Source organism: Actinacidiphila sp. bgisy144 (genome assembly GCF_057708105.1).
This window is the reverse complement of the sequence record NZ_JBYIRM010000007.1, coordinates 201,581-224,125: the sequence shown is the minus strand read 5'-3', so window position 1 is coordinate 224,125 and position 22,545 is coordinate 201,581. Positions and strand designations below refer to the sequence as shown.

Below are 22,545 nucleotides of genomic sequence, written 5' to 3'. Positions count from 1 at the left end.
CGAAGCGCGGCCGGTTACGCCCCCTGCACAGCCCCGGGCGGCCGGGTGTGAGGGCGCGGGCGGGCCGCCGGTGCCCGCCGCGGCTCAGCCGCCGTTCACCAGGCGGATGTAGCGCACCCAGTCCCAGTTGGGCCCCGGGTCGGTGTGGTCGGTGCCCGGCACCTCGACATGGCCGATGATGTGCTGCCGGTCCTTGGGGATGCCGTACTTGTCACAGATCTCGGCGGTGAGCGCTGCGGAAGCGTGGTACATCGCGTCGGTGAACCAGGACGCGTCGTCGACCCAGCCCTCGTGCTCGATGCCGATGCTGCGGGTGTTGTACGACCAGTTGCCCGCGTGCCAGGCGACGTCGTGCTCCCGGACGCACTGGTCGATGGCGCCGTCGGCGGAGCGCACCACGTAGTGCGCGGTGGCGGCGTGGGCCGGGTCCTGGAAGAGGGTGATGGTGTCGGCGAAGGTCTCCTGGGTGACGTGGATGACGACCATGTCGATCGCATAGGTGGTGGGGCGGTTGGACGCCGTGTAGTTGGCGGTGCTGGCCGGTGCCCAGGTGGCGCCGGGGTAGTCGACGGCGCCGGCCGCGGCGGCCCGGCCGCTGCCGGTCCACAGCCCGCCCGCGAGCGCGGCACCGGCGGCGGTGCCGAGCGCGAGGCCGCCGCGGAGTAACGACCGGCGGGTGTGGGGGAGTCGGGGACTGCTGGGGCGTTCCATGGCGGGCTCCCTGAGAGGTCGCGAAGCGGTCGGGACGTTCGAAACGGTCGGGTCCATGACAAGTACCGGCCCGCCCATCCTGGGGTCCGGCGCCGCGACCTGCCAAGCGCTTCGCGCAATGGCAGAGGTCCATGCCACTGGCGGACCCGCCGCGCGGCCCCGCCCGGCCGCCTGCGCGCCGAGTTCGCCCACTCACACACCGTAGCCACCATGTCCCAGCCCTCTTCCCCGCACCGATAACGACTGATGCACGCTCACATCACTTCACGGCCACATCGACTGACCGATTTGCCTGCTCTCTCTATACCCTGACTGTTTTGTTCCTATGCCCAACTCTCTGATACGGCTTGGAAAACGACTCCGGCTCTATTAACGTTCGATAACGCAGCGCGGTCGTCACCGCCGCCGCCAGGACGGCGGACCGCGCGCTTGCCGAATCCCGTCCGCGGGAACCGGGGACCCGAGAAAATGGGGTGAATCGGGCAGTAGTCAGGCCCGTAGGAGACCTTCTTCCTCCGAACCCGTCAGCTAACCCGGTAGGCGAGAGGGAAGGAAAGGAGAGCGCCCGTCGTGGCGTCCGACCAGCTTGCCTACGCCCATGCCCGGCTCGACGGCGACCTCGCCGGCCAGGAGCGGGACGACTTCCACTTCCCCCGCCAGCGCGCCAACGCCGCCGCGGCGAACGGGACTTCCGCCGCGATGACCGCCCCGGCCCCCACCCCCGCGTTCGCGGCCTACGCCAGTGTCGGCGCCGCCGGGCTGGCCCCCGCGCCCGCCGCCGACTCCGCGGCGCGCCCCGCGCCGTACCCGCTGCCGGACGCCGCCCCGGCCGGTGCCCCGCTCGCCGGGATGCCCGTGTACGACCCGACCGTGCTGGCCGGCGCCGACTCGACGTCCATACTGCCGCGGCCGGTTGAGGAGCCGACCGCGGAGCCTGCCGTGGAGACCGTCCGCGACCCGGAGCCCGCCGCCGATGCGGAGCCCGCGACCGCTCCCGCCGCGTTCGTCGAGCCCGCCGAAGCCGCCGAAGCCGCCGAACCGGCCGCCCCCACCGACCCCGGCGCCGCCCTGTGCGCACGCCTCCTCGGCCAGGTCGCCGCCCAACGCGAGGCCGTCGCCCGCGTCGAGCGCGAGGCCGCAGAGCAGGCCGCGGCCGCGCAGGCCGCCCGGGAGGCCGCCGAGCGCAAGGTGCGCGAGCAGGTCGCCGCCGCGAAGGCGGCCGCCGAGGAGAAGGCCCGCGAGGAGGCCGCCGCGGCGGCCCGCGCCGAGGCCGAGCGGCTCGCCCGGCTCGCGGCCTCCTACATCAAGCCCGTCGCCTGCGCCACGCTCGGCGCCGCCTTCGGCGAGGCCGACCCGTGGGCCAACCTCCACAACGGGCAGGACTTCACCGCGCCGACCGGCACCCCCGTGCACGCCGTGCACGGCGGCGCCGTCACCTCCGCGGGCTGGGCCGGCAGCGACGGCTACCGGGTGGTCCTGACCCTCGACGACGGCACCGAACTGCGTTACTGCCACCTGTCGACCATGGTCGTCACCGACGGCCGGGTCACCACCGGCGACACCATCGGCCGGGTCGGCGCGACCGGCAACGTGCCCGCGCCGCACCTCCACCTGGAGGTCCGCCCGGACGGCGGCGCCCCCGTCGACCCGCTGCCCTGGCTGCGCGCCCACGACGTCACCATCTAGTACCGCCGGGCGACTTGGGCGCCCGGCCCCCGCACGGACGGCGCCCCGTCGTACGCCGTGCGCCGCTCCCGCACCCCTCTGACGACCCATCGCACCCCACCGCCCCGGCGGCCCTGGCGACCACCCCCCCGGCGCCGGGGCCGTCGGTCGTTCCGCGCGGACGAGCGGACGAGCGGCCGGGCCCGGGGCCGCGGAGGGGCGGCGCCGGGTCCGTCAGGCGACGGGCGAGGCGGCGGCGGTGGGGTCGGCCGTCGGGGCGTAGTGCGCGGCGAGGTCGACCAGCGGGATCAGGTCGGCCGGGGAGGAGTCCCCGTCCAGGACGCGGTACTCCACGGCCGTGAGGATCGCCAGCCGCTCGGTCAGGCCCCACCGCGGGTTGGTCTCCGCGGCTATGAGCTCGGCGGCGGTCTGCTCGACGGTCTGCCCGGCCGCGTGCCCGGCGTGGACGCGGTCGCGCACCCGCAGCAGGTAGTCCGCGTACGCGGAGACGTCCGCGGGCGTCATGACGGGGCCGTGGCCCGGCACGACCACGCGCGGGTCGCAGGCCAGGATGCGCTGCACCGCGCGGTGCACCTCGGTGAGCGGCCCGGCCCAGTGCACCGGGTGGTCCTCGCAGAAGATGACGTCGCCGGCGCAGACCACGCCCTCGCCGGGCAGGTTGACGATGAGGTCGCCGACCGTGTGCGCGGGCCCCACCTCGATCAACTCGACTGCCAATCCGCCGACTTCGAGGTCCAGCCGGCCGCTGAAGGTGCGGGTCGGCGGCACCGCCTCACTCACCCCGAAGTCGCCGTAGCGGGCGAAGTGCCGCTTCAGGTAGGCCCCGAGCGGCGTGGCCGGGTCGCAGTCCGCGACGAGCCGGGCGAGTTGGGCCGGGCTCGGCTCCTTGCACAGGTGGGCGGTGGTGGCCTCGGTGCTGATGACCTCGGCACCGGCCGCCGTGAACAGCCCGTTGCCGTAGGAGTGGTCGCCGTTGCCGTGGGTGTTGACGACAGTGGTGATCCGGGTGCCGGCCGGCAGCACCTCGTCAGCCAGCGTGGCCAGATGGCGGGTCAGGTCGGCGGTGTACGGGGTGTCGACCAGCAGCGCGCTGTCCCGGTCGGTGATCAGCACGCAGTTGGCCAGGCCCCAGGTGTCGTGCCCGTCGGGCAGCCACAGGTGGACCGCGGGCGTCAACGCCTCGAGGCGGCTGGGTGGTTCGATGCTCATGGGGTCCCAGTCTGCTGGTCCGGTGGAAGGCGGTGGTCAGGGGGGTGGCCCGCGCGGTCCGCGGCGGGCGGCCGGGGGGCCGGGCCGCCCCGGGCCTCGGCGGCGTCCACCGGGCCGGGCGCCGGGGCGTACATCGGCTCCTGCGGCGCCGGCCGCTCGCCCTGGTCGAACAGCACGAACATCAGCCGCCCCCCGGGCACCCCGAATGGCTCCGCGGCGCACAACGTCGCCCAGCCCGGGCCGAGTTCCGGGTGGTGCAGCGGCCGGGAGCCCTCGGCCCGCGGCTGGAGGTACTCCGTGGTGGGGGAGTCGTAGCGCGGGCCCACCACCGGGTCGCGCCGGATGTCCGCGACCAGCCGCGTCAGCGTCCGGTCGGTCGGCCGGGCGGCGGCGCGGGCCCGCAACTGCGGTACCAGCAGAGGCAGCCAGCTGTTCTCCCAGTCGGTGAGGACGTGATCCCGCGCGACCGGGGCGAGCAGCATCCAGCGCATCACGTTGCGCGGCACGCCGTGCGGCGTGAACAGCCGGGTGAACGCCGTGTTGTACGCGACCAGGTCCCAGGCGGCGTCGCTGATGTACGCGATGTCCTGGGTGGCGGCCAGCACCCGCCGCCACGGCCGGGGCACGGAGCGGCCGACCTCCGGGTCGAGCGGGAAGGCGGGCGGCGCGCCGGTCGCGTAGAACACCAGCGCCTCCCACTCCTGTTCGGTCAGCCGCAGTATCCGGGCGATCGGTTCGAGCAGCCCGGTGTCGATGGTGGCGAGCCGGCCGCGCTCCACGTAGCCGTACTTGTGCTCCGGCCAGCCCAGCAGCCGCGTCATGTGCTCGTGGGTCAGCCCCGCGACCTTGCGGCCGCGCGGTTCGGCGCGCGGTGACAGCCCCAGCGCGGCCGGGTCCTGCCGGGCGCGGGCCCGGGCGAGCAGCGTCCGCATGGCCTGGCGGTCGGTCAACGGTGCGTCCTTCGGGTCGGGTCGGGTCGGGGCGGGGCCGGTGCGGCTGTGCGGCGAGTCGGTCGAGCGGCGGGTCGGCGGAACGGCGGAGCGGCGGGCGCGGGTGCCGGCCGGCGTCATCCGCGCCCGGGCGACAGCTCGGACGGGTCCAGCGCGCGGGCCAGTTTGTAGCCGACCTCGAAACGGCTCCCGGCGCCCAGGCGTTCCATCAGCGCGGCCATCACGTCCTCCACCTCATGGCGCTCGATGCCCAGTTTGCGGGCGATGCGGTCGTCTCCGTAGCCGTTGGTCATCAGCCGGATCACCGCCCGCTCCAGCGCGCCGAGCGGCGCGTGCCGCAGACCGGCCCCGGCGAGCGGCAGCGGAGTGGCGCGCTGCCAGTACGACTCGTGGATGGCGGTGAAGGAGCGGACGAGGGCGTCGCCTTGGATGCGCAGCAGCGACGGCTCGTCCGGGTCGGCCGGTTGGGGCGCGGGGTACCCGGGGGCCGGGCCCGGTAAGGCGGTTGGGCGGGGGACGGACGTCCGGGGTACGTGTCCGGGGGCGGCCGGCGCCGCGGCCCGCCGGCGCGCGTCCTGCCGCACGGGCCGGTCGTGGGAGGGCAGGCAGACCGTGTGCCGGTCGAAGATCAGCAGGTCGTGTGCCACATGGTCGATCACCCGTACGGTGACGCCCGCGTCGGACAGCGCCTGGAGGAAGCGGGCGAGGGCCGGCTCGTGCAGGGACGCGCGCGGGTACACCGCGCGGACCCGGACGCCGCGCCGGGCCAGCGCCGCGTCCGCGGCCAGCCGCCACTGGAGTTCCGGCGGATCGAGCGGCGGCGGATCACGGTGCAGGGTGTCCGCGTACGCGTGCGTCGCGGCCGCCAGGTCCCGCAGCACCAACTCCCCGGCGTGCGGCCCCGGGAACCGGTCGACCGCCACCTGGTGCTGCTCCGGCAGACCGTCGGCCCACCGGTCCGCGGCGGGGTCCGCGCCCGCCGCGCCCGCCGTCCTGCCCGCGCCGGGGCCCGACACGGGCCCGCCCACCGGTTGTTCGGAATCCATCGCCGCCCGATCTCCGTGGCCCGCCGCGCGCGCCGAACCGGCGTCCCCCGACGCGTACGAGCCCCCACGGGTCGGGAACCGACCCATCAGGCACAGAGTGTTACAGCAGCATCACTGGATTTCCAGGCCGAATCCGTCCAGGAAATCAATCCCCCCAAAGAGTACGCCGGGTGCAAAGCGGGGGATACGGTGTGCGCCCCGCGCGCACCGCGGTTCCGGCGCGCCCCTACAGGTGCTTGGGCGGGTGCGGCGGGGGACCGTACGACGGAGGAGGACCGTAGGGCGGCGGGGCGCCGTAGGGCGGTGGGACGTGCGGCTGCGGCGGCTCCCACGCGGCGCGCGGCGGCGGCACGTACGGCGGCGCGTACGGGGCCCCGTACTGTGCCCCGTACGCGGCGGGGTAGCCGTAGGCGGCCTGCGGCCCGTACGGCCCCTGCGGCCCGTACGGGAGCGGCGGCGGCATCCGGCGGGCCGACGGCTCGTCGAGCGCCACCGCGTGCGCCAGGGCCGGCTGGGCGAGCGCCCTGCGGTGCCACAGGTGGGACAGCAGTTCGGCCTCGCGCGCGGCGAAGTCCGCTTCGGGGGCGCCCCGTTCGGCGGCCGCCCGCAGGAACGCCAGGTGCGTGGCGAACGCCGTGTAGTCGCGGACCGCCCGCGCCGCCTGCTCGCCCACCAGCCGCTTCGCCTCGCGCCTGGCCTCCGCCCGAATCCGCATGGTGCCCAGCGCGTTCGGCTCGCCGACCGCGAGCCAGCCCGCGGCGGCGTACGGCGGCAGGGCGCGGCGGACCGTCCGCAGTTCGTTGGAGCGGGCCCAGAACGCCAGCCACAGCACCAGCCCGAACACCGGCACCATCACCGACACGTACACCGTCAGGAAGCCGAGCGGGGACAGGGAGGAACTGCCGTTCCAGGTGCCGTGCAGCACCATCGCCAGCAGCCAGCCGCACAGCGGCGGCACCCACCGCCAGCGCCAGTGCAGCCCCGGGCGCAGGGTGGCCGCCAGCGCGAAGCCGATCCCGGTCATCGACGTGAACAGCGGGTGGGCGAACGGCGTCATCAGCACCCGGACCACGAAGGTCGCCACCGTGGTGCCGATCCCGCCGTCGCCCAGCGCCTTGTCCTGGTCGAAGGCGTTGCCGAGGTAGAGGATGTTCTCGGTGAAGGCGAAGCCGGTCGCGGTCAGCCCGGCGAGCACGATCCCGTCGAGCAGCGACTCGATGTGCCGCCGCCGGAAGAGGAAGAGCAGCAGCAGCGCGCTGCCCTTGGCGGTCTCCTCGACCAGCGGCGCGACGAACGTCGCCCCCCACTGGTCGGACTGCGAGGGCGTCGCGGAGAACGCCGAGGCCAGCAGCTTCGCCCCGTACTCGTTGGCGAAGATCGCCACCAGCGTGGCGGCGCAGGCACCCCAGGAGAAGGCGAACACGACGTTCTGCCAGGGGCTGGGCGCCACGTGGTCGAACCACAGGTAGGCCCAGACGATCAGCGGCACCGGCAGCAGCGCCAGCGCCATGCCCACCAGGAAGGGCTCGGTGCCGATGTGGTGCCGCAGCACCGCCAGGATCACCACCCCGCACACCGCGAGCGCGGTGAACAGCGCACCCGTCCGTACCGCCCGGCTCTCCCAGAAGGCGCGCCGCGGCCCGTAGTGCGCCGTGGTGGGCTCCTGCGGCACGTCGTCCCCGAGGGGGGCGTCCGGCGCGGAAGGGTACGAATGTGTCGTCACCATGACGACAGTACGGGGGTGGGCCGGGGCCGCGCGAGAGTGCGGGACAACCTGCTCCGGCGGCGGCCTCAGACCCGTACGAAGAGCAGGTCGCGCACCACGTGGCCCTTGGCCAGGCCGGTCCGTTCGAACTTCGTCAGGGGGCGGAAGGACGGCCGCGGCGCGAAGGTGTCGCCGTACCGGTTCGCCAGGCCCGGGGCGTCGTTCAGCACCTGGAGCATCTGCTCCGCGTACGGCTCCCAGTCGGTGGCGCAGTGCACCACCGCGCCGGGCCGCAGCAGCGGGGTGACCAGGGCGAGGAAGTCCGGCTGGATCAGCCGCCGCTTGTGGTGCTTGGCCTTGGGCCACGGGTCGGGGAAGTACACCCGCAGCCCGTCCAGGCTGGCGGGCGGCAGCATGTCGCGCAGCAGCACGATCGCGTCGCCGTTGGCCACCCGCACGTTGGTCAGGCCGTCGCGGTCGGCGAGCGCGAGCAGGTTGCCCTGGCCGGGGGTGTGCACGTCGACGGCGAGGATGCCGGTGCCGGGGTCGGCGGCGGCCATCGCGGCGGTGGCGTCGCCCATGCCGAAGCCGATCTCCACGACGACCGGCAGCCGCCCGCCGCCGGGCGCGGGGAACAGCGCGGCCAGGTCCAGCGCGGTGCCGTCCAGCTCCACGCCCCAGCGCGCCCAGTGCCGTTCGATCGCCGCCTCCTGCGCCTTGGTGAGCCGGCCGCGCCGCGCGTGGAAGCTGCGGATGCGGTGCTCGCCGCGGGACCCGGCGGGGTCGGGCGCGGGCCCGGCCGGGAACTTCACGGCGGGCGCGGGAGCAGGGGCGGAGGAGGTGGTGGGCGTCGGCACAATGCCGTCGATTCTACGGCGGCGGCAGGGCGCGGCGGCGTGCCGTACGGGCGTGACCTTGCGGACACGCCCGATACGGCGCGCGGGTACGGCCCTGCTCCCGGGCGCGCCCGCCTACGCGGGGGCCGCCAGCAGCGGGCGGGCCCGCTCGCGCAGGTCGAGCACCTGGGGGTCGTCGTTGTACGGCTCCAGGCGGTGCAGGAGGTCGCGGACGTACTCCGTGGTGCGCGCGGAGGAGATCCGGCCCGCCACCTCGACCGCCTTGACGCCCGCCGCGCAGCACGCGTCGAGGTTGCCCGACTCCAGCTCGGCGACCGCGGAGACCACCAGGCGCAGCCCGTGCGAGCGGACGAACTCCTCGGTCGGCTTGGCCAGCGCCTGTTCGGTGAAGCGCTGCACCTGGCGGGGCAGGCGCAGGTCGCGGTAGCACTCGGCGGCGTCGGCGGCGAGCCGGTCGTAGGAGTAGAAGCCGAGCCAGCTGGGGTCGGCGTCGCCGGTGCGGGCGCGCTCCAGCAGCGCTTCGGCCGCCGACAGGGAGGCGCCGCAGGCCGCGGCCTCGCCGGCCTTGGCGTGCGCGCGGGCCTCCACCAGGTGGAAGAAGCTCATGGTGCGGGCGGTGGCCAGGCCCCGGTTGCGCTCCAGGGCGGCCTGCGCGAGGTCCACGCCCTCGTCGGAGAAGTTGCGGTAGGTCGCCTGGAGGGACATCGACGCCAGGACGTAGCCGCCGAGCGGGACGTCCGCGGCGGCGCGGGCCAGCCGCAGCGCCTGGATGTAGTACCGCTGCGCGGCCTCCTGCTGACCGGTGTCGAAGGCCATCCACCCGGCCAGCCGGGTGAGTTCGGCGGTGGCGCCGAACAGCGCGCGGCCCACGTCGTCGCTGTAGGAGCCGAGCAGCAGCGGGGCGGCCTCCACCCGCAGGCACTCCGGCACCATGCCCGAACGCCAGTCGCCGCCGCCGTACTTGGAGTCCCAGCGGCGCGCGTCGTCGGCGGCCTCGCGGAGTTTGGTGACGTCGGCGTGGCCGACGTGCGCCATGCCGGGGGCGGGCGCGTCGCGGGCCACGGTGGCGTCGGCGGGGGTGATCAGCCAGCGCGAGGCGGGGGTGACGTAAGCGCTCACTGCGAAAGATCCGGCCAGGCTCTGCCAGATGCCGCCGCCGCCCGGGCCGCGCCGTCCGGCGAGGTCGAGTCGCCACAGATCGGTGGCTGATTTCACCGCCTCCCCGACGTCCCGGGGGAAGGCGAGGCCGACCTCCGGCGCCGGGTCGGCGTCGGCGAGACCTATCTCGTGCAGCGGCACGGGACGGCCGAGTTTGCTGCCGATCGCGGCGGCTATCAGGTGGGGTGCGGCGCCCTGCGGCACCATGCCCTTGGTGACCCAGCGGGCCACCGACGTCTTGTCGTAGCGAAGCGTCAAACCGCGTTGTGCGCCAAGGTCGTTGACCCTGCGCGCGAGTCCGGCGTTGCTGATGCCCGCCATGGCGAGAAGGGTGCCGAGCTTCTCGTTCGGCCCGCGGTGTTCTCTGTTCACTGCGGTTCACCTCGTGATGCCGCTTGGGGGCAGGCCGGCCCGGCCTGGTGATGTCGTCCGGGGGTACGGGTGTCGCCCTCCCCCTGGAGCCCGATTCGGCCACCGCGGCGGCCGCGGTGCGGCCGGTACGGTACTTGCGGCGGGCACCCGAGCCGCGCTTACGTGTGCGAACCGGGTACACCCAGCGTAGTTCGCTGCATCCCGACCGTTAAGAGGCTCGTGGCGGATGGCCGGAAACGGACGGGTGCCCGCAAGCGCCCCGCGTGCGATGCGCGCACGATCCGGCGTGTGCTCCCGGTATATGTGGCCGTGCGCCCGGCTGTGCGCTCTGTGCCGTGCTGTCCCCGCCGCGGTTGCATGGGGCCATGGGTCGGCCCGCGGGCTCCGGCAGGCGGCTATGCCGGGGTGGAGCGGGCCAGGGGGTTCCGCTGCCACAATCCCCGCGGGTGGCGGACCGGCCCGGGCGGCGTCCGAACGCCTCCCGGGCCGTTGACCCCGTGGCCGGTTCTGTAAAGACGATTCCACGGCGAACTGGCGGTCCGGGACACGTTCCGTGACCGCCGCCGATCACCGCGGAGGATCTGCCGGGCACTCGCGCGGCATATCAACTGCGGCATGTGCCGCGGACTTTGGCGCGAACCAGACGTTTCGCCGCTGGGCCGCGGCCGGCCGGCGCACGCCTCGGTCCGGGTGGGTCGTGTCCCCGGGCCGGGGGCGCGACCCGGCCCGGCTTGGTGCACCCGTGCGCCTCCTTGCGCGTCTCCACGTGGCAGCATGGTCTTTCGGACGTCAGACGTGGCGGCCCGGCGGGGTGAGCGGTAGCAGCAGCGGAACCGGGCCCTGCCGGCTGTCCACAGCCTGTGGAGGCGGCGATGCGGTGGTTGGTGGGGTGGAGCAGTGCCACCGCGGGTCCGTTGCCCGGTGCGCGGTCCCGCGCACTCCAGCCCGTCGGCGCACAGCTCCTGTGGGGCGAGGCCGATCCGCTGTGGGCGGTGGGGGACTGGCGCCCCGACGAGGTGCGCGTGGTGCACGCGGACCCGGGGGCGAACGCCAACGGGCGGGCCGGGGCGAACGGTTCCGCGGCCGGAACCGGCGGGTACGGGAGCGGCTCCTACGGCGGCGCGTCGTACGGCACCGGCTCCTACGGCGCGGCCGGATACGGCGCGGGGGGATACGGCGCGGCCGGTTACGCGGCGGCGAACGGCCTGGGTGGGGACGCCGGTTCGAGTGGCACGGGCGCGTACGGCGGTACGGGCAACGGCAGTTCGCACGGCGTGGCCCGGCTGGCCGTACTCGGGCGGTGCGGGGCCACCGACGCCGAACTGCGGGCCGGCCTGGTCGCGGCCCGCGGCGGCGCGCTGCGGCACGTCACCGCCTGGCCCGGCAGCTACACCGCGGTCCTCCAACTCGGCCGCCGCATCACGGTACTCGGCGACCTCGCCGGCGCCCTGCCGGTCTTCCACACCCGCTGGCGGGACGGCACCGCCTACGCCACGGCCGCACTCCCGCTGGCCGACCTGATCGAGGCCGGACTCGATGTCACCCACCTCGCGGCGACCCTGGCCTGCCCGGACGCCCCCGAGGCGCTGCTCGACGGGACGCCGTACCTGGGGGTGCGGCGGGTGCCGCCCGGCCATGCGCTGATCCTTCGCGACGGCGCACCCGAGGTCACCGGCTACGAGCCCGCCGCCTCCCTGGCCGCCGGCCACCAACCGGCCAGCGCGGCCGACGGGTTGGCCGCAGTGGAGGGCGTGCGCGACGCGCTGCTGGACGCGGTACGGGTCCGGCTGGCGCAGCCGCGCTTCGTGCCCGACGGCGCGCTGGACGGGGCCGGACCCGCGCCTGGGATCGGCGCGGACCTGTCGGGCGGCATCGCGTCCTCCACACTGGCGCTGCTCGCCGCGGGGCTGCCCGGCATGCCCGGCACCCTGCCCGGCGCGCCCGGGTCGCTGGCCGGGGAGCGGCTGCTCGCGGTGACCTTCAACGACCTGGTGGGCGGGCGCGGCGACGGCGACGGCGGGCCGGACGGGCCGCACGCGCACGGCTCGGCCGCCGAACTGGAACGGGCCCGGGAGATGGGCGCTGACCCGCGGCTGCGGCACGTCGTGGTCCCCGGCGGACCCGAGGCGCTGCCCTACGCCGACCTCGTCGCCGGATGGGCCGAGGGCGCGGGCGGGCTCGGCGCGCTCACCGACGAGCCCGGGCCCGCGCTGGTCAGCGCCGAACGGCACCGGCGGCGGCTGGCCGCGGGCGGCGCGGACCACCTGATCGGCTACGGCGCCCGCCAGGTGCTCGACGCCCACCCGGCTCGGCTGGCCGACCTGCTGATGGACCGGCGCCGCCGCCACCTGCTGCGCCCGGTCGCCGCGCTGACCCGGGCGGACGGCGGCGGCACCCTCACCGGTTCGCTCACCTCCGTCACGGTGCCGCTGACCGTGTACCGCGCCGCACGCCGGCTGGCCCGTACGCCCTACCGGCAGGGCGTCGACGACGTGGCGGCCGCGCTGCTGCGGCGGGACTTCGGGCTCGGCGGACCGGACGGCCCCGGGCGTTCGGGCGGCGGCGCGCTGTCCGCGTCGCTGGCCGCGATGGTGTGGGTCCGCTCCGGTCCGGCGGCGCGCTGGCTGACCGGGGAGGCGCTGGCGGAAGTATCGGTTCGGCTCGCGGACGCGGCGCGGCGGCCCTGGCCGCTGGAACGGCCCGGCGAGCGCCGCGCCCGTGCCGCGCTGGCCCGGCACGCCGCGAACTACCGGGTACTGGAGCAGGCCGCGGCCGTACCGAGCCAGCGGTTGCACGCGCCTTTCCTCGACAACCAGGTGGTGCGCGCCTGCCAGGCCCTGCCGGGCGCGCTGCGGGTCCGGCCCGGCGCGCGGGCGGAGGTGCTGCGGGTGGCGCTGTCGGGTGCGGGGGTGCACGGCCTGCCGAACGGCTGGGGCAGCGGCCCGTCCGCCGCCGCGGGGACCTCGGCGGTACGCGTCGGGCTGCGTGCGGCGCTGGACCCGCTGCTCGACCTGTTCGAGGCGCCGCTGCTCGCGGACGCGGGGCTGGTCGACGCCCGGGTGCTGCGCGGGGCGTTCCGGGCGGCCGCTTCGGGGGCGGCGGAGGACGGCGTCAGCGGCGCGCAGGTGCTCGCGCTGGAAGGGCTCGGCGAGATCGTGGCGGCCGAGCTGTGGCTGCGGCGGCTGCTGGGGCGGCGCGGGTCGTGCTGGACGGGGACGGACGCGCCCGAGCAGCGCGCGCTGGCCGGGGGAGTCCAACGGCTCACGCTGTGACGGGGCGCGTGGCGTGCGGGCGGCGCCGGGGCGGGGCGCCGCCGCGGTGCCGTGCGGTGTGTGCGGTCTGCGCGGGTGCCGGTCGGCCGGGCGCGCGGGCCGGACTGTCCGGGGCGTCCCGCAGAATGGGGGAGCGGGCGGCGCCGTCGTACGGCAGCCGTCCGCACGCAGGGGCACCCGGGAACCGCCGGGCGCCGCCGGACGTGACGTGAGGCGAGGTGCGGTCGCGATGACCGTGTGGGACGACGTGGTGGGCCAGCCCGCCGTGGTGGCCGAACTGGCCGCGGCCGCCCAGGCCGCGGACGCGCTCGTGTCCGGCGGCCAGGGCGGCGAGCCCGGCGCCGCCCCCGCCAACGCCTCCCGGATGACGCACGCCTGGCTCTTCACCGGCCCGCCCGGCTCCGGCCGCGCCACCGCCGCGCGGGCGTTCGCCGCCGCGCTCCAGTGCGTCAGCCCGGACCGCAAACTCGGCGCGCCCCCGGGCTGCGGCTTCTGCGAGGGCTGCCACACCGCCCTGATCGGCACCCACGCCGACGTCGAGACCGTCCGCACCGACCTGCTCACCATCGGCGTGAAGGACACCCGCGACCTGGTCCGCCGCGCCTCCCTCTCCCCGGCGGGCGGCCGCTGGCAGGTGATCGTCCTGGAGGACGCCGGCCGCCTCACCGAGGGCGCCGCGAACGTGCTGCTCAAGGCGATCGAGGAGCCCGCCCCCCGTACGGTGTGGCTGCTGTGCGCGCCCTCCGTCGAGGACGCGCTGCCCACCATCCGCTCCCGCTGCCGGCTGCTGACGCTGCGCACCCCCTCCCCGGAGGCCGTCGCCGACGTCCTCACCCGCCGCGACGGCATCGACCCCGACCTGGCCGCCCGCGTCTCCCGCTCCACCCAGGGCCACATCGACCGCGCCCGCCGGCTGGCCACCGACGAGTCCGCCCGCACCCGCCGCGCCAACGTCCTGCGCCTCCCGCTGCGCATCGCCGACATCGGCGGCTGCCTGCGCGCCGCCCAGGAACTCGTCGACGCCGCGGGCGAGGACGCCAAGGCCGTCGCGGAGGAGGTCGACGCCAAGGAGACCGAGGAACTGCGCGCCGCCCTCGGCGCCGCGGCCGGCACCGGCGGGCGGATGCCGCGCGGCACCGCCGGGGTGATGAAGGACCTCGCCGACCGCCAGAAGCGCCGCGCCACCCGCACCCAGCGCGACACCCTCGACCTCGCGCTCACCGACCTCGCCGGCTTCTACCGCGACGTCCTCAACCTCCAACTCGGCGGATCACCCGACCGCGTGGCCAACATCGAGGTCATCGACGGCATCGAGCAGATCGCGGCCGCCTCCCGGCCCGAGCAGAGCCTGCGGCGCATCGACGCCGTGCTCGCCTGCCGGGAGGCGCTCGACCGCAACGTGGCGCCGCTCCTCGCCGTCGAGGCCCTCACGCTCGCGCTGCGCGCCGGCTGAGCCTTCTCCGGGGCCGGGGCGGCGGCGGGGCGGGCCGGACGCCCGGGTCAGGGCGACCTGAGCCGACGCCTGGGCCCGGGACCCGCGCACCCGGACCCGCACCCGGACCCGGACCGCACCTGACCGGACGTCCGGCACCCTCCTCCCTTCCTCACCGTTCCTCCCCTTCCTCCTCCCGCAGATCGTGACCTTGTCCTGCCTTCGGGTGATCACCGCGCCCGGGCGCAGCCGGGTACCGCCCACCGGGGGGCCGCCGATGCAAGGTGCTGGCAGCGCCCCCGCCACCCGCCGTGTCCCCGCGGAGCCGCTGCCGTCCCGGAAGGGCCCTGCCGTGGCCAACGCCGTACTCGTACTCCTCCTCCTGCCGGCGCTGGGCGCGGCCGTGCTGCTCGCGGTGCGCGCGCTGCGGTACTGGTACGGCCAGCGCGCCGGCCGGGTGTACGAGCTGCCCGTCGACCACCGCGGCACCCTGCTGCGCGCGGGCGCCTCGGGTGTGACGGCACTGCTCGCCGCGACCCTCGCCGTACCGCTCCTGCACGACGCCGGTGCCGTCCCGGGCCGTACCCGTGCCGTGGCCGCGCGCATCTCCCGGCCCACCGCCGTGCCGCCGACGCGCGTACGCACCCCGGCCGGCACCCCGGCGCCCGCCCCGCCGCCGGAACTGCGCCTCCTCGGGCACCCCGCGGGCGGCACCCTGGAGGAGCTGCGCGACGGCACCCGCGTATGGCTGCCGCACCGCTACACCACGCCGGCCGCGGCCGGCGTCGCCTATCCCGTCGTCATCGTCCATGCCTCCTCGCTCTCGTCGCCCTCCTCGGCGCGTTCCTCCTCGGCGCGCTCCTCGCCGTCCGCGGTCCCGTCCGGTTCGCCCTCGCCCGGTCCGTCGTCCGGTTCGTCCGCCGCCCGGTCCGGCTCCGCCGCCGCGGCGGACCTGTACTCCGCGTTCGCCGCGCAGACGGACCGCGGCCGTGCCAACTCCTTCCTCCTCGTCATTCCGCCCAGCTGCACCACCGACTCCGCGGCCGTCCTCACCGAAGTGGCCGCCCGCTACCGGACCCTGACCGCCCGCACCGCGCACGGCGTGATCGGGTTCGGCACACAGGCGCCCTGCGCCGTCCGCGAGGCGCTGTCCCACCCGGACCGCTACGCCGCCGCCGTCGGCATCTCCGGCGACTACCCCGCCATCGCCCGCCCGGCCGGCCGCTATCCGTCCCTCCTGCTCGCCGCGGCCACCACGCAGACCGCACAGCGCGCCTCCGCCGTACGGCTGCGCAGCTCGCTCGGGGCGAGCGGCGACCAGGTCCGGCTCTTCGACGGCGTACGCAGCGCGCGGGACCTGCCGGCCAAGGCCGCCGCCTACTTCACCGAGAAGCTGGACAGCCCGGCCCGTACCCCGACGGCGAGCCTCACCCCGACGCCCGGGTCGCCGTTCGCACCGAGCGCCACGCCCACGCCCACTGCCCCGGCCGCCCCGAAGGCCACCTCTCCCGCCGGGCCGCCCCGCCGCCCTTCCACCGCGACGGCACCCGCCAGGACACCTGCCTCGGCACCCGGCACCACATCCGCGGCCGCCACCAAGGCCCCGCGCGCACCCCACTCCGCACCGGCGCCCCGCGCGCCGTCCGCACCCCACTCCGCACCCAGGCCCTCCGCGTCCAGTTCCTCCGCGCCGCCGCCCGCGCACCGACCCGCCACGGCGCCCTGATCACGCACCGTCCACCCGTGCCGCTCACCCGCACCACCCACCCACCCCTACCCCGCGCCCAACCGCGCCCGCACCCTCATCCGCCACTGTGGCCCGGCCAACCCCACCAGCCCCACACCTCTTGAATGCCCACCCACCCCCTCGTCACACCTCGTAACCACCCGTAAAACCCGGAATCACTCAAAAGGCGACAGGCGTGGCGAACCTCGGCGCCCCACGCCGGATACGCTCGCCTCACGTCAACGGGAGGACCCGAGCCGCCGATGCCAGCCGCCAAGCACTCCATGCGCCTGCTCCGCATGCCCGCCACCGTGATCGCGGTGACCGGGCTGCTGCTGTCCGCCTGCTCGGGAGGGGGCGGTCACAAGGCGGCCGCGGACTCGCCCGGCGCCTCCGCGGGGTCCACCGCCGCGTCCTCCGGGGCGGCCGGCTCCGCCGCGGGCGGCATCAGCGCGAACCTGGCGTCGTATTACAACCAGAAGATCAGCTGGCACAGTTGCGGCGTGTCGGGCTTCGACTGCGGCACGATGAAGGTCCCGCTGGACTACGCCCACCCCGTGTCCGCCGACGACCTCAAGCTCGCCGTCGCCCGCAAGGCGGCCACCGGCAAGGGCGGCAAACTCGGCTCCCTCCTGGTCAACCCGGGCGGCCCGGGCGGCTCCGCGATCGACTACCTCCAGTACGCGGCCCTCGGCTACCCCTCCGCCGTCACCTCGCGCTACGACATGGTCGCCGTCGACCCGCGCGGCGTCGCCCGCAGCCAGCCCGTCGAGTGCCTCACCGACAAGCAGATGGACGCCTTCACGGCCGTCGACACCACCCCCGACAACAGCGCCGAGATCAAGGCCGTCACCACCGCCGACCGCACCTTCGACAACGGCTGCGAACACCGTTCCGGCAAGCTGCTCGCCCACGTCTCCACCGTCGACTCCGCCCGCGACATGGACGTGCTGCGCGCCATCCTCGGCGACAAGAAGCTCAACTACATCGGCAAGTCGTACGGCACCTTCCTCGGCGCCACCTACGCCGGGCTGTTCCCCAAGAACGTCGGCCACCTGGTGCTCGACGGCGCCATGGACCCCTCGATCAGCGCGCTCGACAGCAGCCGCACCCAGGCCGGCGGCTTCGAGGTCGCGTTCGACGCCTTCGCGAAGGACTGCGTCGCCCGTTCCGGCTGCCCGCTCGGCACCACTTCCGTCGCCGACGCCGGCAAGCACCTCACCGCGCTCTTCGCCTCCCTCGACGCCCACCCGCTCAAGACCGGCGACGTCTCCCGCCCGCTCACCGAGGCCCTCGGCACCACCGGTGTGATCTCCGCGATGTACGACCAGTCCGCCTGGCCGAGCCTGCGCAGCGCCCTCACCGACGCGACCAAGGGCCAGGGCGACGCGCTCCTCCAGCTCTCGGACAGCTACTACGAGCGCGACGACAGCGGCAAGTACAGCAACCTGATGTACGCCAACGCCGCCGTCAACTGCCTCGACCTGCCCCCCGCCTTCAAGTCCCCCGCCGACGTCGAGAAGGCGCTGCCCTCCTTCCGCAAGGCGTCCCCGCTCTTCGGCACCACCCTCGCCTGGTCGTCCCTCGGCTGCGCGTACTGGCCGGTCGCGTCGACCGGCCACGCCGCGAAGATCACCGCCGACGGGGCCGGCCCGATCCTCGTGGTCGGCACCACCCGCGACCCGGCGACCCCGTACGCCTGGGCGAAGTCCCTGGCGTCCCAGCTCTCCTCGGGCCACCTCCTCACGTACCAGGGCGACGGCCACACCGCCTACGCCCGCGGGTCCTCCTGCATCGACTCCGCCGTCAACGCCTACCTCCTGGCGGGGACGGTTCCGCCCAACGGCAAAACCTGCTCCTGACCCGCCCCCGCCCCGCAACCGGCCCCCCACCCGGCCCCGCCCGGCCCGGTGACCACCCCCGTGACCAGCCCCTCCCCATGATCCCCCCGCGGTCCCGACCACCCCCGGGAACCCTGTAGACTTTCCTCCGCTGCTGCTGACACCCTTGTCCGAAGCAGTGCACCACCCGCACCAAGCCGCCTTAGCTCAGTTGGCCAGAGCAACGCACTCGTAATGCGTAGGTCTCGGGTTCGAATCCCGAAGGCGGCTCACCCGGAACCCCAGGTCGCACAGTTCGCGACCTGGGGTTTTTACCTTTCGCCGGCGCTTCGTCTGTCCGACAGGCCGACCGGTGGCGCTTGCAGAGGTCCGAGGGAGCGCGAGGGGAGCGCAGCGGCGTCGGCACACCGACGTGGAAATACACATTCGCGAGGTGCAGTTCAGCGACGGCTACGTGCCGCTGCGCAGCGGCGAGATCGACGTCCTCCTGTGCTCCCGGCCCGTCGAGGAGCCGGACCTGACCGTCGGACCGGTGCTCGTCCGCGAACCCCACGCGCTCGTCGTTTCGGCCCGCCACCCCTTCGCCCGACGCGCCTGCGTCCGCCTCGACGACCTCGCCCGCGACACCGTGCTGCGCTCACCGCGCTCCCTCCCCGACGACTGGGACGCGCACCACGTCCCGGCGCGCACCCCGGACGGCCGCCTGGTCGGACGCGGCGAGGACGGGGGAGACCGTCCAGGAGCTCATTGCCCTGGTCGGCGCCGGACGTGGCGTCTACCCCGCATCCGCCCACGCTGCCGCCTCCTACGCCCTCCCGACGTGGCCTACGTCCCGCTCGGCGACGCGCCGCCCTACGAATGGGGCTTCGTCTGGCGGCCGCCGGTGGAATCGGCCCGGCTCAAGGCCTTTCACCAGGCCGCACTGACCCACGTCGGCGGCGAACCCGACGGAGGCTGGGGCGTCCCCTGACCTGGCTGTCGCCGAGGGTCCGTATGTGTTCTGCCCGCCGCCGGTGTGGCCGGGGTGGTCAGGGTCCGGTGTCCGCTCGTTCCTGTTCCGTCGCGGCCCAGGACGCGAGCAGCACGAGCGAGTCGTGATCGGGGGTGCCCGGTTCGGCGCTGTACGCGGTGAGGGTCAGCCCGGCCTGGCCCGGTAGCTGCATGGTGTCGAAGTCGAGGGTGATCTCGCCGACCGCCGGGTGGCGGAACGCCTTGCGTCCGGTCTGGTGCAGGCGCACGTTGTGCTTCGCCCATGCCGCGCGGAACTCGTCGCTGCGGGTGGCGAGTTCGCCGATGAGTCCGGTCAGTTCGGTGTCGGACGGGGCGCGTCCTGCTTCGGTGCGCAGCAGGGAGACGGTGGTGTTGACCGAGGTGGCCCAGTCGGGGAAGAAGTCGCGGCTGGTGGGGTCGAGGAACTGGAAGCGGGCGATGTTCACCGGGGCGGGGGCCGTGGCGGTGAACAAGGGGGCGTACAGGGCGCGGCCGAGGTCGTTGACGGCGAGGATGTCGAGGCGGCCGTTGCGGATGAAGGCCGGCGAGCCGGTCATGGACTCCAGGACCCGCCTGAGGCTGGCGGGGACGGTGGCCCCGGTCCGGCGAGTGGTGCGGCGGGTCGGCCGCCGGCGCTGGGCGGTGGCCAGGTCGTGCAAATGGGAGCGTTCGGCGTCGTCGAGCTGGAGGGCGCGGCAGAGTGCGTCGAGGACTTCTTCGGAGGCCCCGGCCAGCTGGCCGCGTTCCAGGCGGGCGTAGTAGTCGATGCTGACTCCGGCCAGGAGGGCGACCTCCTCGCGGCGCAGCCCGGGCACCCGGCGGTTTCCACCGCCGAAGGCGGGCAGCCCGGCCTGCTGCGGGGTGATCCTCGCGCGGCGGGTGGCGAGGAACTCGCGGATCTCCTGGGCGGTGTCCATGCCGTCCAGGCTAGGCGGGGTGGAGCAGAGGTGGGGGGTCCTGTCAGTACCTGTAACGGCGGTGCCTTTCCCGGGCCTGTGAGCTGCGGTTTTCTTGAAGTCGGCAGGGATGCGGCGCCGCGCCGACGGCATCGCGGCCTCCGCTGGAGATGCCGTCGGGCCGCCGGTGGCGGACGGTGGGTCCGAGCCGTATCCGTGCCGGTCCATGTGTTCGTTTCGTTGCAGGGAGTCATCCGATGGCCAAGTTGTCCGCACCCCAGGAGCTGGCCGGTATCGCGCCGAAGCTGGTCGAGGTCAGCAATGACGTGCTGTTCGCCGACGTGTGGGAGCGGCCGGAGCTGTCGCCGCGCGACCGGAGCCTGGTCACGGTCAGCGTGCTGGCGGCTCTGTACCGCACCGAGCAGCTCCCCTTCCACCTGGGCAAGGCGCTGGAGAACGGGCTGAGCGTGCAGGAGCTGTCGGAGGCGATCACACACCTGGCCTTCTACGCCGGCTGGCCCAACGCCATGACCGCGATCACGCAGCTGAAGAAGATCGCCGACGAGTCCTCCGCCTGAGCGCAGGCGCGCACGCGAGCCGGAAAGACGACATCCGGGAAGACGAGACCCCGGAAGACGGCACCCGCACCGCACGGTGAGGCGGGCCGAAACAGACGGAAAGAAAGAACGACATGGCCGGCAACGGATTTGACCAGATCTTCCCGCTCGGGGAGAAGAACGACGCTTACGCGCAGTACTTCGTCGGCCAGAGCTACCTGGCCCCGCTCGCCTCAGGGAGCGTTCCCGTCAGCAACGTCTCCTTCGAACCGGGCTGCCGCAACAACTGGCACATCCACCACGGCACCGCCGGCGGCGGGGACCAGATCCTGCTGTGCACGGCGGGCAGCGGCTGGTACCAGGCCGACGGCGAGGCTCCGGTCAGCATGGAACCGGGAAGCGTGGTCCGCGTCCCGGCGGGCACGAAGCACTGGCACGGCGCGAAGGCCGATGCGTGGTTCTCCCACGTCGCCTTCATCACGCCGGGCGAGAACGTCAGCAACGAGTGGCTCGAACCCGTCGCCGACGAGGTGTACGGGCAGCTGCCGAGGAACGGAGCGAGCGCATGACCGTCCTGGACGAGACCTACACCCTGGCGAACGGCGTCGAGATCCCCACGCTGGGGCTCGGCACCTGGTTCATCGACGACGACAAGGCCGCCGACGCGGTTCGCGCGGCCGTCGAGATCGGCTACCGCAACATCGACACCGCCCAGGCGTACGGCAACGAGCGCGGCGTCGGCGAGGGCGTGCGCACCTGCGGGGTGCCGCGTGACGAGCTGTTCGTCTCGACCAAGCTCGCCGCGGAGATCAAGGACTACCAGCATGCGGTCGACGCGATCGACGGCTCGCTGGCGAAGCTGGGCCTGGACCATATCGACCTGATGCTGATCCACAGCCCGCAGCCGTGGGACGACTTCCGCGGCGGCGACTACGCCCAGGGCAACCGTGAGGCGTGGCGTGCCCTGGAGGACGCCCACCTGGCCGGCACGATCCGTGCCATCGGCGTCTCCAACTTCCAGCAGCAGGACCTGGAGAACGTCCTGGACGGCGCGCGGGTCGCCCCGCACGTCAACCAGTTGCTCGTGCACGCCGGCAACACCCCTTCCGAGCTGCTGACCTACTGCGCGAGCCGGCAGATCCTCGTGGAGGCGTACTCGCCGATCGCCCACGGCGCGATCCTGAAGAACGCCGAGGTCAGGGCGATGGCGGAGAAGTACGGCGTGTCCGTCCCTCAGCTGTGCATCCGCTACACCCTCCAACTGGGCACGGTGTCGCTGCCCAAGACCGCGAACCCCGACCACATGCGGTCCAACGCCGAGGTCGGCTTCGAGATCTCCGGCGCCGACATGGACCTGCTGCGGAACCTGCGCGACGTGGACTACGGCGAGCACAGCGCCTTCCCCGTCTACAGCGGCAAGTGACGCGGCAAGTGACGCCCCCTGTACGGCGACAAGGCGCCCGACGTGCCCGACGCACCCGCCGCTCCCGACGCACCCGGCCTGCCGGCAGTGGCCACGGTGCTGCTCACCAAGGCCGCCGTCGGCGCTGACCATCCGCAAGGTTCCGCTCGAAGGCGCTGCGCCCGGCGGTGAACACGGCGAGGTCGATCGCGAGGAGCAGGCCGGCGACGGTCCACTTCGCGACTTCCCTGAAGCGGGTATGGACCAGCTCGACGTTCTGGTCGGTGTTGACGCGGATCTGCTTCTGGCGGGGATGGTGCGTCGCCGACGCGACGACGTCCCGTTGCCGGCCGCGGTGTCCGTCGACGGTCCAGCTGTAGAGGCAGGTCGGGAGGCCCTCGAAGGTGCCTCCCCTGCATTGCGTGAGGGTGGCCGTGACGGTGGCGGTGGGGCCGCGCATCAGCCGGTGGTCGCCGACCGCACCGTGCGCGAGGTGCAAGGCGCCCCACAGCGTTGCCGCACAGACGGCGGAGCAGACCACCCACACGTAGTTGCGGTGGAAGCCGTGCCACCAGGCCGTCTTCGCCGGCACCACCGCGATCACCACGGTGGCGAGGACGACCGATACGAACACTACGACGCGGACCCGGACGGCCGGTTCGTGGTCGTACCAGGGCCAGGCCGCCCAGAGCACGGGGAGTTGCCACACTGCGGCCGACCTGCTCCAGGCCGACC

Annotated in this window: 18 protein-coding genes, 1 tRNA gene and 1 riboswitch; of the genes, 10 read left to right on the top strand and 9 right to left on the bottom strand. The window is 74.6% G+C overall.

Translation table 11 applies throughout. The annotated features are described in order from the left end of the window. Window positions 1–84: 84 nt before the first annotated feature. Window positions 85–711 carry an N-acetylmuramoyl-L-alanine amidase gene (locus tag AC3EVP_RS11265; protein ID WP_335970456.1) on the bottom strand — a complete coding sequence of 209 codons (627 nt, stop codon included), beginning with the start codon at window positions 709–711 and terminating at the stop codon, window positions 85–87. Window positions 712–1,131: 420 nt separating this feature from the next. Then, window positions 1,132–1,269, top strand: a riboswitch (cyclic di-AMP (ydaO/yuaA leader). A gap of 12 nt (window positions 1,270–1,281) precedes the next feature. Between AC3EVP_RS11265 and AC3EVP_RS11260 the strand changes: the two genes are divergently transcribed. Continuing rightward, window positions 1,282–2,397, top strand: a complete 1,116-nt coding sequence (locus tag AC3EVP_RS11260) for a M23 family metallopeptidase (protein ID WP_435128676.1) — start codon at window positions 1,282–1,284, stop codon at window positions 2,395–2,397. Between the two features lie 213 nt (window positions 2,398–2,610). Here the strand turns inward: AC3EVP_RS11260 and AC3EVP_RS11255 are convergent, their stop codons facing one another. The 6 genes from AC3EVP_RS11255 to AC3EVP_RS11230 all read right to left on the bottom strand — a co-directional run bounded on the left by AC3EVP_RS11255 (window position 2,611) and on the right by AC3EVP_RS11230 (window position 9,694). Next, the gene (locus AC3EVP_RS11255; protein ID WP_435128673.1) at window positions 2,611–3,606 is read right to left on the bottom strand and encodes an MBL fold metallo-hydrolase; all 996 of its coding nucleotides are present in this window, start codon (window positions 3,604–3,606) and stop codon (window positions 2,611–2,613) included. Next, a complete protein-coding gene (locus AC3EVP_RS11250; RefSeq protein WP_335970461.1) occupies window positions 3,603–4,556 on the bottom strand; it encodes a helix-turn-helix transcriptional regulator in 954 nt (317 codons plus the stop codon). The genes AC3EVP_RS11255 and AC3EVP_RS11250 overlap by 4 nt, the downstream gene beginning before the upstream one ends. Window positions 4,557–4,672: 116 nt before the next feature. Beyond that, the gene (locus AC3EVP_RS11245) at window positions 4,673–5,602 is read right to left on the bottom strand and encodes a helix-turn-helix transcriptional regulator (RefSeq protein WP_435128669.1); all 930 of its coding nucleotides are present in this window, start codon (window positions 5,600–5,602) and stop codon (window positions 4,673–4,675) included. 226 nt (window positions 5,603–5,828) lie between these two features. Then, on the bottom strand, window positions 5,829–7,328 hold the full coding sequence (locus AC3EVP_RS11240; RefSeq protein ID WP_435128666.1) for a PrsW family intramembrane metalloprotease: 1,500 nt from the start codon (window positions 7,326–7,328) through the stop codon (window positions 5,829–5,831). A 65-nt stretch (window positions 7,329–7,393) separates the two neighbouring features. Beyond that, window positions 7,394–8,176, bottom strand: a complete 783-nt coding sequence (gene trmB, locus AC3EVP_RS11235) for a tRNA (guanosine(46)-N7)-methyltransferase TrmB (protein ID WP_435128895.1) — start codon at window positions 8,174–8,176, stop codon at window positions 7,394–7,396. A gap of 102 nt (window positions 8,177–8,278) precedes the next feature. Then, window positions 8,279–9,694 (bottom strand): NsdA family TPR-like regulatory protein, encoded by a 1,416-nt coding sequence (locus AC3EVP_RS11230; RefSeq protein ID WP_335970469.1) that lies wholly within the window; start codon window positions 9,692–9,694, stop codon window positions 8,279–8,281. 872 nt (window positions 9,695–10,566) lie between these two features. Here AC3EVP_RS11230 and AC3EVP_RS11225 point away from each other — a divergent pair. The 6 genes from AC3EVP_RS11225 (at window position 10,567) to AC3EVP_RS11200 (ending at window position 18,935) form a co-directional block, all read left to right on the top strand. After that, window positions 10,567–12,966, top strand: a complete 2,400-nt coding sequence (locus AC3EVP_RS11225) for an asparagine synthase-related protein (protein WP_435128663.1) — start codon at window positions 10,567–10,569, stop codon at window positions 12,964–12,966. Window positions 12,967–13,195: 229 nt separating this feature from the next. Continuing rightward, window positions 13,196–14,419, top strand: coding sequence for a DNA polymerase III subunit delta' (locus AC3EVP_RS11220; protein ID WP_335970473.1), 1,224 nt, complete (start codon window positions 13,196–13,198; stop codon window positions 14,417–14,419). Between the two features lie 331 nt (window positions 14,420–14,750). After that, window positions 14,751–16,124 (top strand): hypothetical protein, encoded by a 1,374-nt coding sequence (locus AC3EVP_RS11215; protein ID WP_435128660.1) that lies wholly within the window; start codon window positions 14,751–14,753, stop codon window positions 16,122–16,124. 263 nt (window positions 16,125–16,387) lie between these two features. Beyond that, entirely contained in the window at window positions 16,388–17,986 is a 1,599-nt protein-coding gene (locus AC3EVP_RS11210; protein WP_435128657.1) for an alpha/beta hydrolase, read from the top strand. A 175-nt stretch (window positions 17,987–18,161) separates the two neighbouring features. Beyond that, a tRNA-Thr gene (locus AC3EVP_RS11205) sits at window positions 18,162–18,235 on the top strand. An 82-nt stretch (window positions 18,236–18,317) separates the two neighbouring features. Continuing rightward, window positions 18,318–18,935 (top strand): LysR substrate-binding domain-containing protein, encoded by a 618-nt coding sequence (locus AC3EVP_RS11200; RefSeq protein ID WP_435128654.1) that lies wholly within the window; start codon window positions 18,318–18,320, stop codon window positions 18,933–18,935. A gap of 58 nt (window positions 18,936–18,993) precedes the next feature. On the opposite strand, the gene AC3EVP_RS11195 is transcribed toward AC3EVP_RS11200, so the two are convergent. After that, window positions 18,994–19,872 (bottom strand): helix-turn-helix transcriptional regulator, encoded by an 879-nt coding sequence (locus AC3EVP_RS11195; RefSeq protein WP_435128651.1) that lies wholly within the window; start codon window positions 19,870–19,872, stop codon window positions 18,994–18,996. Window positions 19,873–20,108: 236 nt separating this feature from the next. On the opposite strand from AC3EVP_RS11195, the gene AC3EVP_RS11190 reads away from it, so the two are divergent. The 3 genes from AC3EVP_RS11190 (at window position 20,109) to AC3EVP_RS11180 (ending at window position 21,831) form a co-directional block, all read left to right on the top strand. Then, a complete protein-coding gene (locus AC3EVP_RS11190; protein ID WP_435128648.1) occupies window positions 20,109–20,429 on the top strand; it encodes a carboxymuconolactone decarboxylase family protein in 321 nt (106 codons plus the stop codon). Window positions 20,430–20,542: 113 nt separating this feature from the next. Next, complete coding sequence (locus tag AC3EVP_RS11185) at window positions 20,543–20,977, top strand: cupin domain-containing protein (RefSeq protein WP_435128645.1); 435 nt, start codon at window positions 20,543–20,545, stop codon at window positions 20,975–20,977. Further along, window positions 20,974–21,831, top strand: a complete 858-nt coding sequence (locus AC3EVP_RS11180; protein ID WP_435128642.1) for an aldo/keto reductase — start codon at window positions 20,974–20,976, stop codon at window positions 21,829–21,831. The genes AC3EVP_RS11185 and AC3EVP_RS11180 overlap by 4 nt, the downstream gene beginning before the upstream one ends. Before the next feature lie 103 nt (window positions 21,832–21,934). Here AC3EVP_RS11180 and AC3EVP_RS11175 read toward each other — a convergent pair whose 3' ends face one another. Continuing rightward, window positions 21,935–22,519 carry a hypothetical protein gene (locus tag AC3EVP_RS11175; protein ID WP_435128639.1) on the bottom strand — a complete coding sequence of 195 codons (585 nt, stop codon included), beginning with the start codon at window positions 22,517–22,519 and terminating at the stop codon, window positions 21,935–21,937. Window positions 22,520–22,545 lie beyond the last annotated feature (26 nt).